Source organism: Bradyrhizobium sp. CSS354, assembly GCF_029051725.1.
In the GTDB taxonomy this organism is placed as follows: domain Bacteria; phylum Pseudomonadota; class Alphaproteobacteria; order Rhizobiales; family Xanthobacteraceae; genus Bradyrhizobium.
Map to the genome: position 1 here is coordinate 388,186 of NZ_JAACFU010000002.1, position 15,293 is coordinate 403,478.

General features: G+C 63.7%; 14 protein-coding genes. 4 read left to right on the top strand and 10 right to left on the bottom strand.

All coding sequences use genetic code 11. The annotated features are described in order from the left end of the window. The first annotated feature begins 1,196 nt into the window (after window positions 1-1,196). Entirely contained in the window at window positions 1,197-2,450 is a 1,254-nt protein-coding gene (locus GWG67_RS05795) for a serine hydrolase (RefSeq protein WP_275168158.1), read from the top strand. A 164-nt stretch (window positions 2,451-2,614) separates the two neighbouring features. On the opposite strand, the gene GWG67_RS05800 is transcribed toward GWG67_RS05795, so the two are convergent. Both GWG67_RS05800 and GWG67_RS05805 read right to left on the bottom strand, forming a co-directional pair. Further along, window positions 2,615-3,382 carry an SDR family NAD(P)-dependent oxidoreductase gene (locus GWG67_RS05800; RefSeq protein WP_275168160.1) on the bottom strand — a complete coding sequence of 256 codons (768 nt, stop codon included), beginning with the start codon at window positions 3,380-3,382 and terminating at the stop codon, window positions 2,615-2,617. 115 nt (window positions 3,383-3,497) lie between these two features. Beyond that, window positions 3,498-4,196: a histidine phosphatase family protein gene (locus GWG67_RS05805; RefSeq protein WP_275168162.1), complete on the bottom strand. Its 699-nt coding sequence runs from the start codon at window positions 4,194-4,196 to the stop codon at window positions 3,498-3,500. 134 nt (window positions 4,197-4,330) lie between these two features. On the opposite strand from GWG67_RS05805, the gene GWG67_RS05810 reads away from it, so the two are divergent. After that, on the top strand, window positions 4,331-5,116 hold the full coding sequence (locus GWG67_RS05810) for an SDR family NAD(P)-dependent oxidoreductase (protein ID WP_275168163.1): 786 nt from the start codon (window positions 4,331-4,333) through the stop codon (window positions 5,114-5,116). 462 nt (window positions 5,117-5,578) lie between these two features. Further along, window positions 5,579-6,751: an acetylornithine deacetylase gene (argE, locus tag GWG67_RS05815; protein ID WP_275168165.1), complete on the top strand. Its 1,173-nt coding sequence runs from the start codon at window positions 5,579-5,581 to the stop codon at window positions 6,749-6,751. 139 nt (window positions 6,752-6,890) lie between these two features. On the opposite strand, the gene GWG67_RS05820 is transcribed toward argE, so the two are convergent. From GWG67_RS05820 to GWG67_RS05830, 3 genes are all read right to left on the bottom strand, one after another. After that, window positions 6,891-7,517, bottom strand: a complete 627-nt coding sequence (locus GWG67_RS05820) for a LysE family translocator (protein WP_275168166.1) — start codon at window positions 7,515-7,517, stop codon at window positions 6,891-6,893. Window positions 7,518-7,607: 90 nt separating this feature from the next. After that, window positions 7,608-8,666 (bottom strand): phosphotransferase family protein, encoded by a 1,059-nt coding sequence (locus tag GWG67_RS05825; protein ID WP_275168168.1) that lies wholly within the window; start codon window positions 8,664-8,666, stop codon window positions 7,608-7,610. A gap of 132 nt (window positions 8,667-8,798) precedes the next feature. Then, window positions 8,799-10,034, bottom strand: coding sequence for an acyl-CoA dehydrogenase family protein (locus GWG67_RS05830; RefSeq protein ID WP_275168169.1), 1,236 nt, complete (start codon window positions 10,032-10,034; stop codon window positions 8,799-8,801). A gap of 237 nt (window positions 10,035-10,271) precedes the next feature. On the opposite strand from GWG67_RS05830, the gene GWG67_RS05835 reads away from it, so the two are divergent. Further along, window positions 10,272-10,934, top strand: a complete 663-nt coding sequence (locus GWG67_RS05835; protein WP_275168170.1) for a TetR/AcrR family transcriptional regulator — start codon at window positions 10,272-10,274, stop codon at window positions 10,932-10,934. A gap of 2 nt (window positions 10,935-10,936) precedes the next feature. Here GWG67_RS05835 and GWG67_RS05840 read toward each other — a convergent pair whose 3' ends face one another. The 5 genes from GWG67_RS05840 to GWG67_RS05860 all read right to left on the bottom strand — a co-directional run bounded on the left by GWG67_RS05840 (window position 10,937) and on the right by GWG67_RS05860 (window position 15,271). Continuing rightward, window positions 10,937-11,329 carry a RidA family protein gene (locus tag GWG67_RS05840; RefSeq protein WP_275168171.1) on the bottom strand — a complete coding sequence of 131 codons (393 nt, stop codon included), beginning with the start codon at window positions 11,327-11,329 and terminating at the stop codon, window positions 10,937-10,939. Window positions 11,330-11,437: 108 nt separating this feature from the next. Next, the gene (locus tag GWG67_RS05845; RefSeq protein ID WP_007602925.1) at window positions 11,438-11,653 is read right to left on the bottom strand and encodes a hypothetical protein; all 216 of its coding nucleotides are present in this window, start codon (window positions 11,651-11,653) and stop codon (window positions 11,438-11,440) included. Between the two features lie 103 nt (window positions 11,654-11,756). Then, window positions 11,757-12,635: a 3-keto-5-aminohexanoate cleavage protein gene (locus GWG67_RS05850; RefSeq protein ID WP_275168172.1), complete on the bottom strand. Its 879-nt coding sequence runs from the start codon at window positions 12,633-12,635 to the stop codon at window positions 11,757-11,759. 30 nt (window positions 12,636-12,665) lie between these two features. After that, window positions 12,666-13,895: a CaiB/BaiF CoA-transferase family protein gene (locus GWG67_RS05855; RefSeq protein WP_275168173.1), complete on the bottom strand. Its 1,230-nt coding sequence runs from the start codon at window positions 13,893-13,895 to the stop codon at window positions 12,666-12,668. Between the two features lie 170 nt (window positions 13,896-14,065). Beyond that, window positions 14,066-15,271 carry an MFS transporter gene (locus GWG67_RS05860; RefSeq protein ID WP_275168174.1) on the bottom strand — a complete coding sequence of 402 codons (1,206 nt, stop codon included), beginning with the start codon at window positions 15,269-15,271 and terminating at the stop codon, window positions 14,066-14,068. Between the last annotated feature and the right edge of the window lie 22 nt (window positions 15,272-15,293).

Here is a 15,293-nt window from a genome sequence, read left to right on the forward strand (position 1 = left end):
GCCTTCAAGAGGCTCTGCGAAAGGCAGGCCGTCCTCACTTCAAACTCAAAGGTGCGCGCCGCTCTCCTGGAAATGGCCGAAGAGTACCAACAGCAAGCGGATTATGAAGAAGCGGAAAGAAGGGGCGCTCCGGGACCTTTAACATAGGCTAAGCGTTGGTGCTTTGTGAGGGAGTACGCACGATGCGCCGGGAAGAATGGATTGCCGCGATCGTGCTTCGGATGGACCGCGTGGTCGAGATGATTGCGGAGTCCATTTGTGCTGGCGGCACCCCAGTTGCGGCACAGCGCGTGCTTTGGGGCTTGACTGCCGAACTCGCAAGGCAGACCCAGCGATAGTAGGGCCGCCTCAGGTGGGCGGCCTCTCGTCTGAACCGTGATTAGCTCAACTGCTTTAGGAACGAACTGCTTTCCTCCCGGTTGCCGCTTTTTCCCGATCGAACCCAGGGGCGGCGTAATGAATGCTTTGGAACAGATCGGCGAGGCAGCGCCGGAATCGTCGAAGGCCAGATTAACAGAGATGGCCATCAGCCTAACTTTCGGGACCGGTATCCTTGTTGCTACGGCGGCCTGGGCGTACTTCTTGGGGCACCTTCTAGTGCGGGCGATAACTTGGGCTCTGTCCTAGCAGACGCCGCCTTACAGTAGTTCTCCGCCATCTCAAGCAGGGCAGCTCGACTGGGCTCGTGCTGAACAATTTCTGCCCATTCGCGGCAGACCTGCTGCATTTGATGATGGCCCCGAAACCGATCGCGACGCGGCCACAGCTCCCGGCCCATGATCCCCAGCAGCATGCCGAAAATTAGCCCGATAAGCGCGTCCATCGCCCGCCCCTCAATCGCGTTGGGCGAAGGCCGGTTGCTACCGGATTGCTACCCAACTAGTTGGGACGACGTGAGATAGGCGGGAATGGAAGGCCGGCTGGACCAGGGAAATACCCAGTATTTCAGCACGATAAGGGGTCACGTAGGAGAGCCTGGCACGACCGATCCAGAATTTGGAGACCGGTGCTCTACCAATTGAGCTACACTCCTACGGACCCTGCGTTGCCGCTCGGATCAGGCCGCTTTGAAGCACAGGGGGCGGCCGGATTGCAAGGCCGGATTGCAAGGGTGAAGCGCGCTGGCTTCGCTTGTTTGTGCCGCGCCTTCTGGGCCACAGTCCGCTCCGAACAATAATAAGCAACCGGGAGTGCCCATGACTGCCCAAGCCTCTGCGACTGCCCAAGCGTCCGTTACAGCCGCCCACCGCCCGTCGACCGCGCCGAAGACCCCGCATCTGCCGGAATCCCGCCCCGAGACGCTCGGGCTGTCGCGCCCCCGCCTCCAGGCCATGTCGGAGGCCTTCAAGCGCGAGATCGACAAGGGAACCGTGCCGGGCGTCACCGTGCTGGTGGCACGGCACGGCCAAGTCGGCTGGTTCGAGGCGCTCGGCAGGCAGAGCCCGACGGGCGCGGCGCCGATGGCCCATGATTCGATCTTCCGCATCTTCTCGATGACCAAGCCGATCGTGTCGGTCGGCATCATGGCGCTGGTCGAGGACGGCCACCTAATTCTTGGCGACGCGGTTGCGAAATTCATTCCGGAGTTCGCCGACCAGAAGGTTGGCGTGGTCAGCGGCGGCAAACTGGAACTGGTTCCGCCGAAACGCCCGATGACGGTGCAGGACCTGCTCCGCCACACCTCCGGCCTGACCTACGAGCACCAGGGCGACGGCCCCGTGCACAAGATCTACCAGGACTCGCGGGTGCGCAGCCGCAAGATCACCAATGCCGAGCACGCCACCCTGGTGGCGAGCTTCCCGCTGGTCTGCCATCCCGGCGACGAGTTCAACTACAGCCGCTCCACCGACATCCTCGGGCGCATCATCGAAATCGTCAGCGGCAAGTCGCTCGGCACGTACCTCGCCGAGCGCATTCTCACGCCCTTGCAGATGGCCGAGACCGGTTTCTCGACAGCCGAGGCCAATGTCGGCCGGCTTGCCGAGCCGTTCGCGGCCGATCCCTGGACCGGCGACAAGGTCGCGCTGTTCAATATGCTCGAGCAGCCGATCATGGAGTCCGGCGGCGGTGGCCTTGTCTCCACCACCATGGATTATGCTCGCTTCGCGCTGATGCTGCGCAATGGCGGCACGCTCGACGGCAACAGGATCATCGGCCGCAAGACGCTGGAGTTGATGGCCTCCGATCATCTCGGACCTCACGTCGTGACCAACGGCACGCTGCTGTCGCCGGGCCACGGTTTTGGCCTCGGCTTCGCGGTGCGCCGCGAGGCCGGCATCGCGCCCTTCCCCGGCAGCGTCGGCCAGTATTTCTGGAGCGGCATTGCGGGGACGTTCTTCTGGATCGATCCAAAGGAGGATCTGTTCGTCGTCTTCATGAGCCAGGGCCCGGGACAGCGCGACTTTACGCGAACGCTGGTGCGGGATTTGGTGTACGCGGCGGTGGATTGAGGTCTTTGCCTAGTCGCAGCGTCGCACCTCCACACTCCCTGTCATGCCGCGCGAAGGTGGGGCATCCAGTACTCCGCAGCGGATGTGGTGAGAGCGAGCTCTCCAACGACCGCTGCGGAGTACTGGATCGCCCGCCTTCGCGGGCGATGACAGCTACTGGGGCCTCAGCTGATCGTTGCGCCGCCGTCGATCACCATGGTCTGGCCGGTCATGAAGTCGCCGGCCTTCGAGCCCAGGAACACCGCAGCGCCCGCGATCTCGTCGGGGACGCCGATGCGCAGCAGCGGCGAACGCGCGGTGGAGGCTTTCAGATTCTCCGGATTGTCCCACAACGCTTTCGCGAAATCGGTCTTGATCAGGCCGGGCGCGATGCAGTTCACGCGGATGTTGTGCGGGCCGTACTCGCAGGCCAGGTTGCGCGCGAGCTGCATGTCGGCGGCTTTCGAGATCGCGTAGGCGCCGAGGATGGTCGAGCCTTTGAGGCCGCCGATCGAGGACACAATGATGATCGAACCGTCCTTGCGCTCGATCATCTGCGGCACCACCATCGAGATCAGCCAGTTATTGGCGACGATGTTGTTGTCCAGGATCTTCCTGAACTGATCGTCGGAGATGCCGGCGAGCGGGCCGTAATACGGGTTCGACGCGGCGTTGCAGACCAGCACGTCGATCTTGCCGAAGACGCGGTTGCTCTCGTCGATGAGGTTTTGCAGGTTTTCCTTCGACGAGATGTTGGCGGCGATCGCGACCGCCGTGCCCTTGCCGAACTTGTCGTTGATGCCCTTCGCGACCTGGTCGCAAACGTCAGCCTTGCGCGAGGAGATCACCACCTTGGCGCTGTGCTCGGCCATGCGTTCGGCGATCGCAAGCCCGATGCCGCGCGTCGAGCCGGTGATGACGGCGACTTTCCCCTTCATGTCGAACAAGGTCATGTTTCTCTCCCAGATTGATCTTCGTGTTCATTGTCATTCCGGGGCGGCGAAGCCGAACCCGGAATCTCGAGATTCCGGGTCCGGTCCTGCGGACCGTCCCGGAATGACAGCTCACTCAGGCGAGCTTCTTGACTTCCGGCCCCGCGGGTTGATGCATCGCCGCATGCGCGTCGTCCGCGATCCACGGCTGCTGGTTCACCATCGGCAGCCGCCAGACATTGCGCTCGGGACTTGCGAAATAGTCGAGCCGCGTCACCGAGCAATTGTCGATATCGAACGCGAGCCCCCGCTCCGGCTGATTGTCGAGCGCCAGCCCCAGCGCCGCCTTGATGGTGCCGCCATGTGCGACCGCGATCACGTCCTGCCCGGCTGCCTCGATGTTGATCCGCTCGATGGTGCGGCGGGTGCGGTTGTAGAGGTCCATGAAGCTCTCGCCGCCGGGTGCGGGCTCGTTAATGTCGGCGAACCAGCTCGAGCCGACGGGACGGCTGGCGATGAACTCGGCGCGGTTCATGCCCTGCCATCGCCCGAGATTCTGTTCGGCGAGGTCCGCTTCCCATGTCATCGACGCAGGCCTAGGGAAGCCCGCCGCCCAGATCGCTTCGGCAGTCTGATGCGTGCGCATCAGATTGCTCGAATACCAGACCGCCTTGCGTGGCAGCACCTTGGCAACAGCATTGAAGACGTAGGTATCGCTGGTGTCGCAGGCGAGATCGGACTGACCGTAGATGTTGCCGCCGTCATTGCGCACGGGCGCGTGACGGACCCACCACCAGCGTGTCGTCACCACTTTGGGCTTGTCTGCGCCTGCCATCGAAACCCTTCCATCGCGTTTGATGTCGCTGTACGTCAGTAGTGAACGTGTCTCAAGACACTTTACCGTTTGAAATCTTGTTTGAAATTCCGTCGCGCGGCAAGCGTCGCGTGCGAACCAAAGGGAGAAATCGCATGGGCCGTCTGCAAGGCAAATCCGTCATCATCACCGGTGCCGGCAGCGGCATCGGCCGCGCCGCCGCGCTGCTATTCACCAGGGAAGGCGCCAAGCTGATCGCGGTCGATCGCACCGAGGCGGTGAAGGAGACGGTCGACGAGGTGAAGAAGGCCGGCGGTGTCGCGGAAGCCATGATGGCGGACGCGGGCTCCGAGCAGGACGTCATCGCCGTGATCGACAAGGCGGTGAAGACGCACGGGCGGCTCGACGTGATCTGGGCCAATGCCGGCGTCTCCGGCGGACTCGTTCCGCTCGGCGAGCAGACCGTCGAGCAATGGCAGGAGGTCTTGCGCATCAATCTGATCGGGCCGTTCCTCGCAGTGAAGCATGCGATGCCGCACATGGTGAAGCAGCAGTCCGGCGCGATCGTGCTGACCGCGTCCGTCGCGGGCCTCAAGGCCGGCGCCAGCGGACATCCCTATGCCGCGAGCAAGGCCGGCGTCATCTCCCTGGTGCAGACCACCGCCTATTCGCTCACCAGCACCGGCGTGCGCATTAACGCAGTGTGCCCGGGCCTGATCGAGACCGGCATGACCAAGCCGATCTTCGACCGCGCCAAGGAGCGCGGCACCGCCGACAAGATCGGTCAGCTCAACCCGCTCAAGCGCCCCGGCCAGCCGCACGAGCTCGCCGCGATGGGATTGTTCTTGGCCAGCGACGAGGCGTCGTATGTCAACGGCCAGGCGTTCCCGGTGGACGGCGGCCTCACCGCGTCGATGCCGTATACGGGGAAGCCGGTTTAGCACAACTGCTTCAGCACCGTCATTGCGAGCGTAGCGAAGCAATCCAGAGTCTTTCCGCAGCGGGAGCCTGGATTGCTTCGCTGCGCTCGCAATGACGGAGCCTGTGGGTGGCAGGGTCGCGCTTCCATTCGCACTCCAGATCGCAGACACACCTTCGCCCTCTCGCGGCTCATTGCGCCCGAGCTTTGCTTCGTCGCCTTACGCTCAACGAAAGAGGGCGCAGGGTTGCGTCCCGCGTTGACCACAATTGGGGTGTTTTGCCCGACAGGCAACGCAAAGTCTTGTAGCCCGGATGGAGCGCAGCGAAATCCGGGAATCCATTCACGCGGACAAGAGGTCCCGGATTACGCTTTCGCTCCATCCGGGCTACGGACCTGTGATCTGGATTTGCGCCTCCAGCCACCGCATTGGTATGGTTCGTGCAGGCACTTCAGCTTCCATCCCCCTGACAAGAACGTGAAAATGCCAAGCTCAAGACCCGACCGCATTCGCAAGCTGCTCGCCGACCTCGTCGGCTTCGACACGATCAGCGATCGCTCCAACCTGCCCCTGATCGCGCATATCGAAGGCTATCTCGCCGCGCTCGGCGTCAAGGGCGAGCGCATCGTTGACGAGACCGGACAGAAAGCCTCGCTATGGGTCACCATTGGACCCGAGGACCGCCCCGGTCTGGTGCTGTCGGGACATACCGACGTGGTGCCCGTGGTCGGCCAGGACTGGAGCCACGATCCATTCAAGCTGATCGAGCGCGACGGCAAGCTCTACGGCCGCGGCACCACCGACATGAAGGGTTTTGTCGCCGTGTGCCTCGCCATGGTGCCGGAGATGCTGGAAGCGAAGTTCGCGACGCCGATTCACCTCGCGATCTCTTATGACGAGGAGATCGGCTGCGTCGGCGTGCGGCCGATGCTGCGCGAGGTAGCGAAGAAACGCGTGAAGCCGCTCGGCGCCTTCATCGGCGAGCCGACCGAGATGAAGGTCATCATCGGGCACAAGGGCAAGCACGGCGTGCGCGCCACGTTCAAGGGGCTCGCCCGCCACTCCTCGATCGCGCCCGACGGGGTCAACGCCATCGAATACGCCGCCGAGCTGATCGTCGAGATCCGACGCCGCGCCGTGGCGCTCGCAGCCGTGCGAGCGGCCGACAGCCTCTACGACGTCCCGCACTCGACGCTGCTCACCAGCATCGTCCATGGCGGCGCCGCGCTGAACATCGTGCCGGATACTTGCACGGTGGATTTCGAATGCCGTGGCATCGGCATCACCGAGTCGCGCGAGGTCACGGATGCGATCGTTGCCTGGGCCAAGGCGGAGATCGAGCCCGCGATGAAGGCCAGACATCCGGAGTGCGGCATTGATTTCGAGGAGATCCTCGACTACCCCGCCCTCGACACGGCGGCCGATGCGACAATCGTCACGCTGGCCAAGAGCCTTGCGGGGCGCAACGACCACGCCAAGGTCGCCTTCGGCACCGAGGCAAGCCTGTTCGCCAGCATGGTCGATATCCCGTCCGTCGTGATCGGCCCCGGCTCGATCGCACAGGCTCATACACCGGACGAGTTCGTGGAAATGGCGGAGCTGGAGAAATGCGCGAGCTTCGTGGAGAAGCTGATCGCGCATTGCGAGAAGGGGTGAGGCTTCTTCTCGTCATTGCGAGCGAAGCGAAGCAATCCAGAATCGTTCCGCGGGGGCAGTCTGGATTGCTTCGTCGCAAGAGCTCCTCGCAATGACGGGAGTATGTGGGGCAGCGCGTATCCCACGTGAGCGGTGCGCCTCAGCGCTCCTGCAATGCCAGCCGCACGCCGATCGCGCAGTAGATGGTCCCGACCACCTTGCCCTGCCATTTCACGACGGCTGGATGGCGGCGTAGCAAATTGCCAAGGCGACCGGCGCCGACGGCGAACACCACCGTGCTGACGAGGCCGAGCCACACGAAGACAGCGCCGAACAGCGCGAGCTGCAGCGTCGTCGAACCATGCTCGGGACGGACGAACTGCGGCAGGAACGCAAGGAAGAACAGCGCGGTCTTCGGATTGAGCACCTCAGTCAGCACGGCCTGCCGGAATGCCCGCGCTGCGCTGATCGCGGGCGCGCCGCCATTCACCTCGAGCGGCGTCTTGTCGAGCATGGCGCGAATGCCGAGATAGATCAGGAAGCCTGCGCCTGCGTATTTGACAACGCTGAACAGGAGCGCCGACGTTGCGATGACCGCAGAGAGGCCGACGATTGCCATTGTGGTGTGGACCACGTCACCGGCCGCAATTCCCGCCCCCGTCGCGATGCCGACCCTGGTTCCCGAGCTTGCGGCGCGCGCCATGGTGAGGAGTGTCGCCGGTCCGGGAATGAAGACGAACCCGAGGACGATAAGGATGTAGGTGATGAGCGTGGTGTGGTCGATCATGCGGACATCTCTCTCGTCATTCTGTCTCGTGTCCCGGACACGAGAGGAACGCAAGCAAAGGCGCGGCCGCCGGCCGCGCCTTCGGATTCCTTAAACCGCCCCCGCCTTCTGCGCGTATTCCCACGATGCCTTCGACAGCGGCACGGTGCGCTTGGCTGACTCCAGCGCCTTGGCGTTTGCCGCGGTGCCGTCGCGGACGCGGCCGGCGATGCCTTGCGTGATGCCGGCGAGGCGGAACAGGTTGTAGGCGAAGTACCAGTTGAGATCAGGGACCGTCATCTTGGTGACGTTGCAATAGATCTGCGCGGCCTCTTCCACGCTCGGAATGTTGAGCGCCTTGAGGTCGGCGCCGTCCAGGCCGGGCATGACCCACTGCATCAACAGATAGGTGAAGTCGGCCATGGGATCGCCGAGCGTCGATAATTCCCAATCGAGCACGGCCTGCACGCGCGGTTCCGTCGCATGGAAAATCATGTTGTCGAGGCGATAGTCGCCGTGGACGATCGAGATGCGCGCCTGCTCCGGCACGGTCTTCGGCAGCCATTCAGCGACCTTCTCAAACTCCGGAATGGTCTGGGTCTCGGACGCGCGGTACTGCTTGGTCCAGCGGTCGATCTGGCGCGCGAAATAATTGCCGGGCTTGCCGAAGTCGCCAAGACCGATCGCGACGGGATCGAACATGTGAAGCTTGGCCAACGTCTCGATCTTGCTGGTGAAGATCTTTCGACGATCTTCCGGCGTCTGGCTTGGCAGCGTCGGATCCCAGAACACCCGGCCGTCTTCCATCGACATGATGTAGAAGGCCGAACCGATGATGCTGTCGTCCTGGCACAGCGCATAGGCCTTCGCGACCGGAAAACCCTGTTTTCCCAGTGCCGCGATCACGCGATATTCGCGATCGACCGCATGCGCCGACGGCAACAATTTGCCGAACGGCTTTCTACGCATCACATAGGAGCGGTTCGGCGTGTCGAGCCGGTAGGTCGGGTTGGACTGGCCACCCCTGAACTGGAGGACGACCAGCGGTCCCTCATAGCCTTCGACGTTGTCGCGCATCCAGGCTTCGAGCCGCATCTCGTCGATACGATGACGCTCCTCGACGGGCTTGGTGCCCGAGAATTCTTCGTCTTTCCTGACGCCGTCAGCCACGATGACGCTCCCTCTTCAGTCCGAACATGATCCTAATCGGTAACCCCCAGCGCACTTGCGTCAAGCGGTCATCCGATCACGGATCATGTTCTGTCGTTTCTTCAAATCGGGAGCGCCAGCATGCTCTCCCGCTTAATGACTGGAAGAGTTTGCATACTTCCGAACCTCGAGCCTGGCAATGGCGCGATTGTGCACCTCGTCCGGGCCGTCGGCGAGACGGAGTGTGCGGATGTGAGCGTAGTCCTTGGCAAGGCCGGCTTCGTCCGAGACGCCTGCACCGCCGAAGGCCTGGATCGCCTCGTCGATGATCTTCAGCGCCATGTTGGGAGCTGCGACCTTGATCATGGCGATTTCGGCCTGCGCGGTCTTGTTGCCGACCTTGTCCATCATGTCGGCGGCCTTGAGGCACAACAGCCGCGTCATCTCGATATTGGTGCGGGCTTCGCCGATGCGCTGCTCCCACACAGAATGCTCGACGATCCGCTTGCCGAAGGCCGTGCGCGAGGTGAGCCGCTTCACCATCTTCTCCAGCGCCTCCTCGGCCTTGCCGATGGTGCGCATGCAGTGATGGATGCGGCCGGGACCGAGGCGGCCCTGCGCGATCTCGAAGCCGCGGCCTTCGCCGAGCAGGATGTTCTCCTTCGGCACCCGCACGTTCTCGAGCAGCACCTGGGCGTGGCCATGCGGCGCGTCGTCGAAGCCGAACACGGGCAGCATCTTCTCGACCTTGATGCCGGGGGTGTCGAGCGGAACCAGGATCTGCGACTGTTGCTGATGCTTGGCCGCCTTGAAATCGGTCTTGCCCATCAGGATCGCGATCTTGCAACGGGGATCGCCGACGCCCGACGACCACCATTTGCGGCCGTTGATGACGTAATGGTCGCCGTCGCGCGCGATGCTGGTCTCGATGTTGGTGGCATCGGACGAGGCCACGGCCGGCTCCGTCATCAGGAAGGCCGAGCGGATCTCGCCGTCCATCAGCGGACGCAGCCATTTGCGCTTCTGCTCCTTGGAGCCGTAGCGCATGAACACTTCCATGTTGCCGGTGTCGGGCGCGGAACAATTGAAAACTTCCGAAGCCCAGGAGATGTGGCCCATCTGCTCCGAGAGCAGCGCGTATTCGAGATTGGTCAGTCCCGCGCCGCGGAATTCGTCGTCCTCATGCTCGTTCGGCGGCATGAACATGTTCCAGAGGCCTTCGGCCTTCGCCTTCTTCTTGAGGTCCTCGAGCACCGGGATCACCTTCCAGCGTTCGCCGCTGCGATCCTGCTCATCATAGACCGGCACCGCCGGGCGCACGTGCTTGGCCATGAAGGATTGCACGCGGTCGAGCCATTCCTTCTGCTTCGGCGACAGATCGAAATCCATGGGACGCTCCTCGTCTTTGCCAACTCGTCTTGGCGAACTTGTTTTGGCGAACTTGTTTTGCGCCGGACTGTCCACCCGCATTGTGCGACCCGCAAGTGCGAATGCGCGACTTGCGGACGCTGGGGAACCGGTTCGCGACGTTGCGAACAAGTCCCGATTGCGGATTGACTTTCCCGGCCTTCAAACGATAGTTTCATACAACTGTTTGAATTGCAACTCCCTCCCCGAGGGGCTCCCATGGCCAGCGATCATACCCGGACTGCCATTCTCGCCGCCGCCGAACGGCTCTATGCCGATCGCGGGTTCGGCGACGTGACGCTGCGCGACATCGTCGCGGAGGCCAATGTCAACCTCGCGGCGGTGAACTATCATTTCGGCTCGAAGGACGAGTTGATCGCGGAGCTGTTCGTGACACGCTCGATCGCCACCAACCGCGAGCGTTTGCGCGAATTGAAGGCGGCGGAAGAACAAGGCGGCGGCCGCGCGCCGATCGAAATGATCCTGCATGCCCTGGTCGGCCCGACGCTGCGCGGCTGCCTTGGCCCAGAGAACCAGCGCTCGAGCGCGGCGCGCTTCATGATCCGCGCCTCGATCGAATCCGTGCCGCCGATCCGCCGCATCAAGAACCGCGAGATCGACCATTTGCGCAAGTTCGCTGGCGCGATGCGAAGGTCCCTGCCCGACCGCAGCGACGTCGATATCTATTGGGGCCTGAATTTCGCGCTCGCCATGGCGCATCACACCATCCGCGAGAGCGAACGGCTGACGAAATTGTCGGAAGGCAAATGCGATCTCGACGACGTCGAGGACGTGGTCGCGCGCGTCGTCAGCGTAGCGACGATCGCGCTGACGGCGGGACGGATGGAGACGAAGGCGCCGTCAAGGGTGGCGGCACGCTAACCTCACATCATCGCGATGCAGTCGATCTCGACGTCGAAGGGGCCGAACCATTCCGGCGTGCAGACGAAGATCCGCGCTGGCGGATCGTGTGGGAAATAGCGCGCATAGACGGCGTTGAACGCCGCGAAGTGTTTGGTCGAGGTGCAGTAGACGTTGCACTTCATGACGTTGTCGAGGCTCGCGCCCGCCGTCTGGAGGCACAGCTTCATCTGCTCCATGACGAGTTCGCTCTGCCGTTCGATCGGTACTTCCGCGATCTCGCCCGTCTCGGGGTCGAACGGCGGCAGACCGGCGACGAAGATCATGTTGCCGGCGCGCGTGACCGGCGAGACCGGAGCGTTCCGGCGGTCGAGGAATGTCGAGATCGGTTCGACGCGGAGCGCTTCGCGTTTCATTTCAAGTTTCACGGGCGGCCACCTTCGGTGCAAGCGAGATGACGGCTTGCTACATCATTGTGCAGCCGTCATGCTTCGCTTCTGATCGAAGTGTGCTCGCCGAGCCGGCTAGGCGTGCTGCGGCATCTCCTCGGCCTCTTCCTTGGCGAGCAGCAGCAGCATCTCGATACCCATGTCGCCTTCCTGCGGCGAGCGGATGAACTTTATTTCGTCGGCGCTTTGCCGCAACGCGGCAACGATCGCGACGGCCTGATTGGCTGTTGCTGCCTCGGTCGCCAGAATTGCCTTCTGGTTCTTGGCCTGAAACCCGATCGTGTAGGACATGCTTTCCCTCCCGGACTGAGTGGATGGATCGAATCTGAGTCGCGCGCGGAGCGGAAGCCTGTGTGAGTACGGACCGGGATTATCTGGGGATTGCCCGCAAGCCTCAGGCAAGCCCGAGCGTCGCGCGGGCCTCGGCGGCGGTCGCGACGCTCGCCCCCAGGCTCTTGAGGATGCCGGCGGCATGCGTAACCAGCTCGGCATTGGTCTTCGCCAGCACGCCCTTGGACATATAGAGATTGTCCTCCATGCCGAGGCGGACGTGGCCGCCAAGCAAATAGGCCTGCGCCACCATCGGGAATTCAGCGCGGCCGATACCGAAGCCGGACCAGATCGCGCCCGGCGGCAACAGGCTGCGGGCATAGAACATCGTCTCGGGCGTTGCGGAGAAGCCGTATTTGACGCCGAGCACGAGCGAAAACAGGCCCGGTCCCTTCAGCGTGCCATCGGCAAGGAGGTCACGGGCGAGATGGCAGTCGCCGGAATCGAACAGCTCGATTTCCGGCAGCACGCCGGCCGCCTTCATCCGCTCGGCCATGATGCGGACGTTGCGCGGGGTGTTGATCACCACCTCGCCGCCCGAATTCATGGTGTTGAGATCGAGCGTGCAGATGTCGGGCTTGAGCAGCTCGATGTGCTCGACGCGCTTTTCGGGGGGCAGCAGCGTTGTGCCTGCAGCGGCGACGCGGGGGTCCTCGATCGAAGGCACGAAGCGACCGCCGGGGCCGGTCGTGAGGTTGATGACGAGACTCTTGTTGCGCGCGCGGATGCGGTCCACCACGTCGCGGTAGAGATCGATCTCCATCGAGGGCCGCCCCGTCGCGGGATCGCGGACATGGATATGGGCGATGGCGGCGCCGGCTTCGGCGGCTTCCAGCGCCGATGTCGCGATCTGCTCGGGTGTAATCGGCAGATGCGGCGACTGCTCCGGCTTGGTCAGGTTGCCCGTGATCGCGCAGGTGATGATGGTTTTGGTGGGGGTCATGCGTGCTGTCCCTTGCCGGTCAACGAGCAGCTAGATGATACCCTGCTGCTTCAGCGCCTCGATCTTGCCGGCATCGTAGCCGAGCTTGCCGGCGAGCACCTCCTGGGTGTGCTCACCCAGCAGCGGCGGGGCGCGGTAATCCTTGATCGGGGTTTCCGAGAGCGTCAGCGCGTTGCGGATCAGCGAGAGATCGGGCTGGAAGGGATGGTCGACCTTCACCCGCATGCCGCGCGACTGGACGTGCGGATCCGAAAACACTTGCTCGAAATTGTTGATCGGGCCCGAGGGCACGCCGGCCTCCTCCAGCTTGTCCAGCCAATAGGCCACCGGCTGCTTCAGGAACAGTCCGGCGAAGATCGCCATGATCTCCTTGCCGTGCACGACGCGGTCGTTGTTCTTGACGAAGCGCTTGTCGCTCGCGAGCTCGGGCGCGCCGAGCACGGCGCAGGTGCGCTGGAACTGGCCGTCATTGCCGACCACCAGCATCAGTTCGCCGTCGGTGCAGCGGAACACGCCGGCCGGCATGCCGCCATTACCCCAGGTGCCGCGGCGCGGCGGCGTCTTGCCGTTGACGAGGTAGATCTGCAGCCAGTGCGACAGCGACGCGATCACGGTGTCGAACAGGCAGACGTCGATGTGCTGTCCCACGCCATCATTGGCGTCGCGATGATAGAGCGCCGAGAGAATCCCGATCGAGGTATTCATGCCGGTCATGTAGTCGACGATCGACGGGCCGACCTTCATCGGGCCCTCGCCGGGCTCGCCGTCGATATGGCCGGTGACGCTCATCAGGCCGCCCATCGCCTGCAGGATGGCGTCATAGCCGGCGCGCGGCGCATAGGGGCCGGTCTGGCCGAAGCCCGTCACCGAGCAATAGATTATGCCGGGATTGATCGCCTTGATGGTCTCGTAGTCGAGGCCGTAGCGCTTGAGATCGCCGACCTTGTAGTTCTCCATGAAGACGTCGACGTCCTTGGCGAGCTCGCGGATGATCGCCTGCCCTTCGGGCTTGGCGATGTTGACCGTGACCGACTTCTTGTTGCGGTTGGCGCAGAGGTAAAACGAGTTGTTGTTGTTGGCCTTGCCATCGGGGTCGGTCAGATAGGGCGGGCCGAACGCGCGCGCGTCGTCACCGGTGCCCGGCCGCTCGATCTTGATCACCTCCGCGCCGAGATCACCCAGCATCTGGGCCGACAACGGCCCGGCAAGCACGCGGGTGAGGTCAAGGATCTTGATGCCTGAGAGCGGCAGGGCCGACATGTCGAATTCCTCCGGGAACTGGATCTTGGCGCGGCGGCGAGATCGCGGGACGCGCTCCCTGCCGATACACCATTTTGGTGGTCCGAGCACTGCACTGGGGGCATACGGCTATCCGCCCGCCCGCCCGGCGCAGATCACCCGCGCGGTGAATTTCCGCAGCGCGAATATTCTCAGGTCGCGGCCGCTGCAGCCACCTGCGGCCGCCGGCGGCCGAGCAGGACCAGGATCAGCACCGTGGCGCAGGAGCAGACGAAGGTGAGACCGAGCGCGCCGCGGCTGCCGAACTGGGTGAGCAGGCCGACAAGGAGCGGCGGCGAGACCGCGGATGCGAGATTGAGCGGCAGCGCGATCATCGACATCGCCTTGGCGAACTCGGTCTGATCGTAGAACACGAGCGGGATCGTCGCCCGCGCCACCGCCATCGCGCCGCTGCCGGCACCATAGAGCAGGATGAAGGCCGCAACCGCCCAGGTCGCGCCCTCGCTCGTCATCAGCAGCAGCATGGCGACCGGGAGCGCCGTGCCGGCAACGAGCCCGGTCGTGATTCCATCCCACCGCCCTCCGCCGAGAAAATCGAGCCCGCGGGCGCTGACCTGGATCACGCCCAGCATCGAGCCGAACGCAAGCGCCTGCGCCGGGGGAAGCCCCTCCGCCCGGAGCAACTCGATCATGATGGCGCCGATGCCGAAATTGACGAAGGCATTGAGCGTGATCGCGGCGACGACGAGGCCGAACGTGCTCCTGGGAATCGCAGGCGGCGGCGAAGGCTTCACCGGCTCACCGCCACGATCACCGACGATTTTCCGGCGCGGTGCAAAGAATGCATAGAGCGGAAGGTTGATGACGAGCATCATGGCCGCATAGACGAGGCACGTCCCGCGCCAGCCGAGCAGACCGCTGAGGAACGATGTCGTTGGCCAGAAGATGCTGCTCGACAGGCCCGTCACCAGCATCAGCGCGCCGATGGCGTTCTTGGCCTGCCGCCCGGCGACCTCGTTCAGCATGATATAGGCGCCGGTCGAAAGCGTGGCGCTGCCGGCAGTGCCGAGGACGATCCAGGCAGCGAAATACAGTATCGGCTCGCGCGCGAGGGACAGCAGGATGAAGCCCGGCGCGGTGAGGACCGTGCCTGAGATCATCACCTTTCGTGCGCCGTGCCGCGCAAACGACTTGGCGAGCCAGGGCGCGCACAGGCCCATCGAGACATAGAGAACGGACGTCCCGGCGAACACCGCCGGCAGGCTCATGCCGAGATCGGCCGCGAGATCGCGGCCGACAATGGCGGGAAGACCTATCGTACCCCACCCGACAAGCTGGGAGACCGCAAGCACCAGCAGGACCCCGATGAGCCTGCTGTCAGATTTCAAGAACCGCATTCCAACCGTCGCCTGCCCGCCA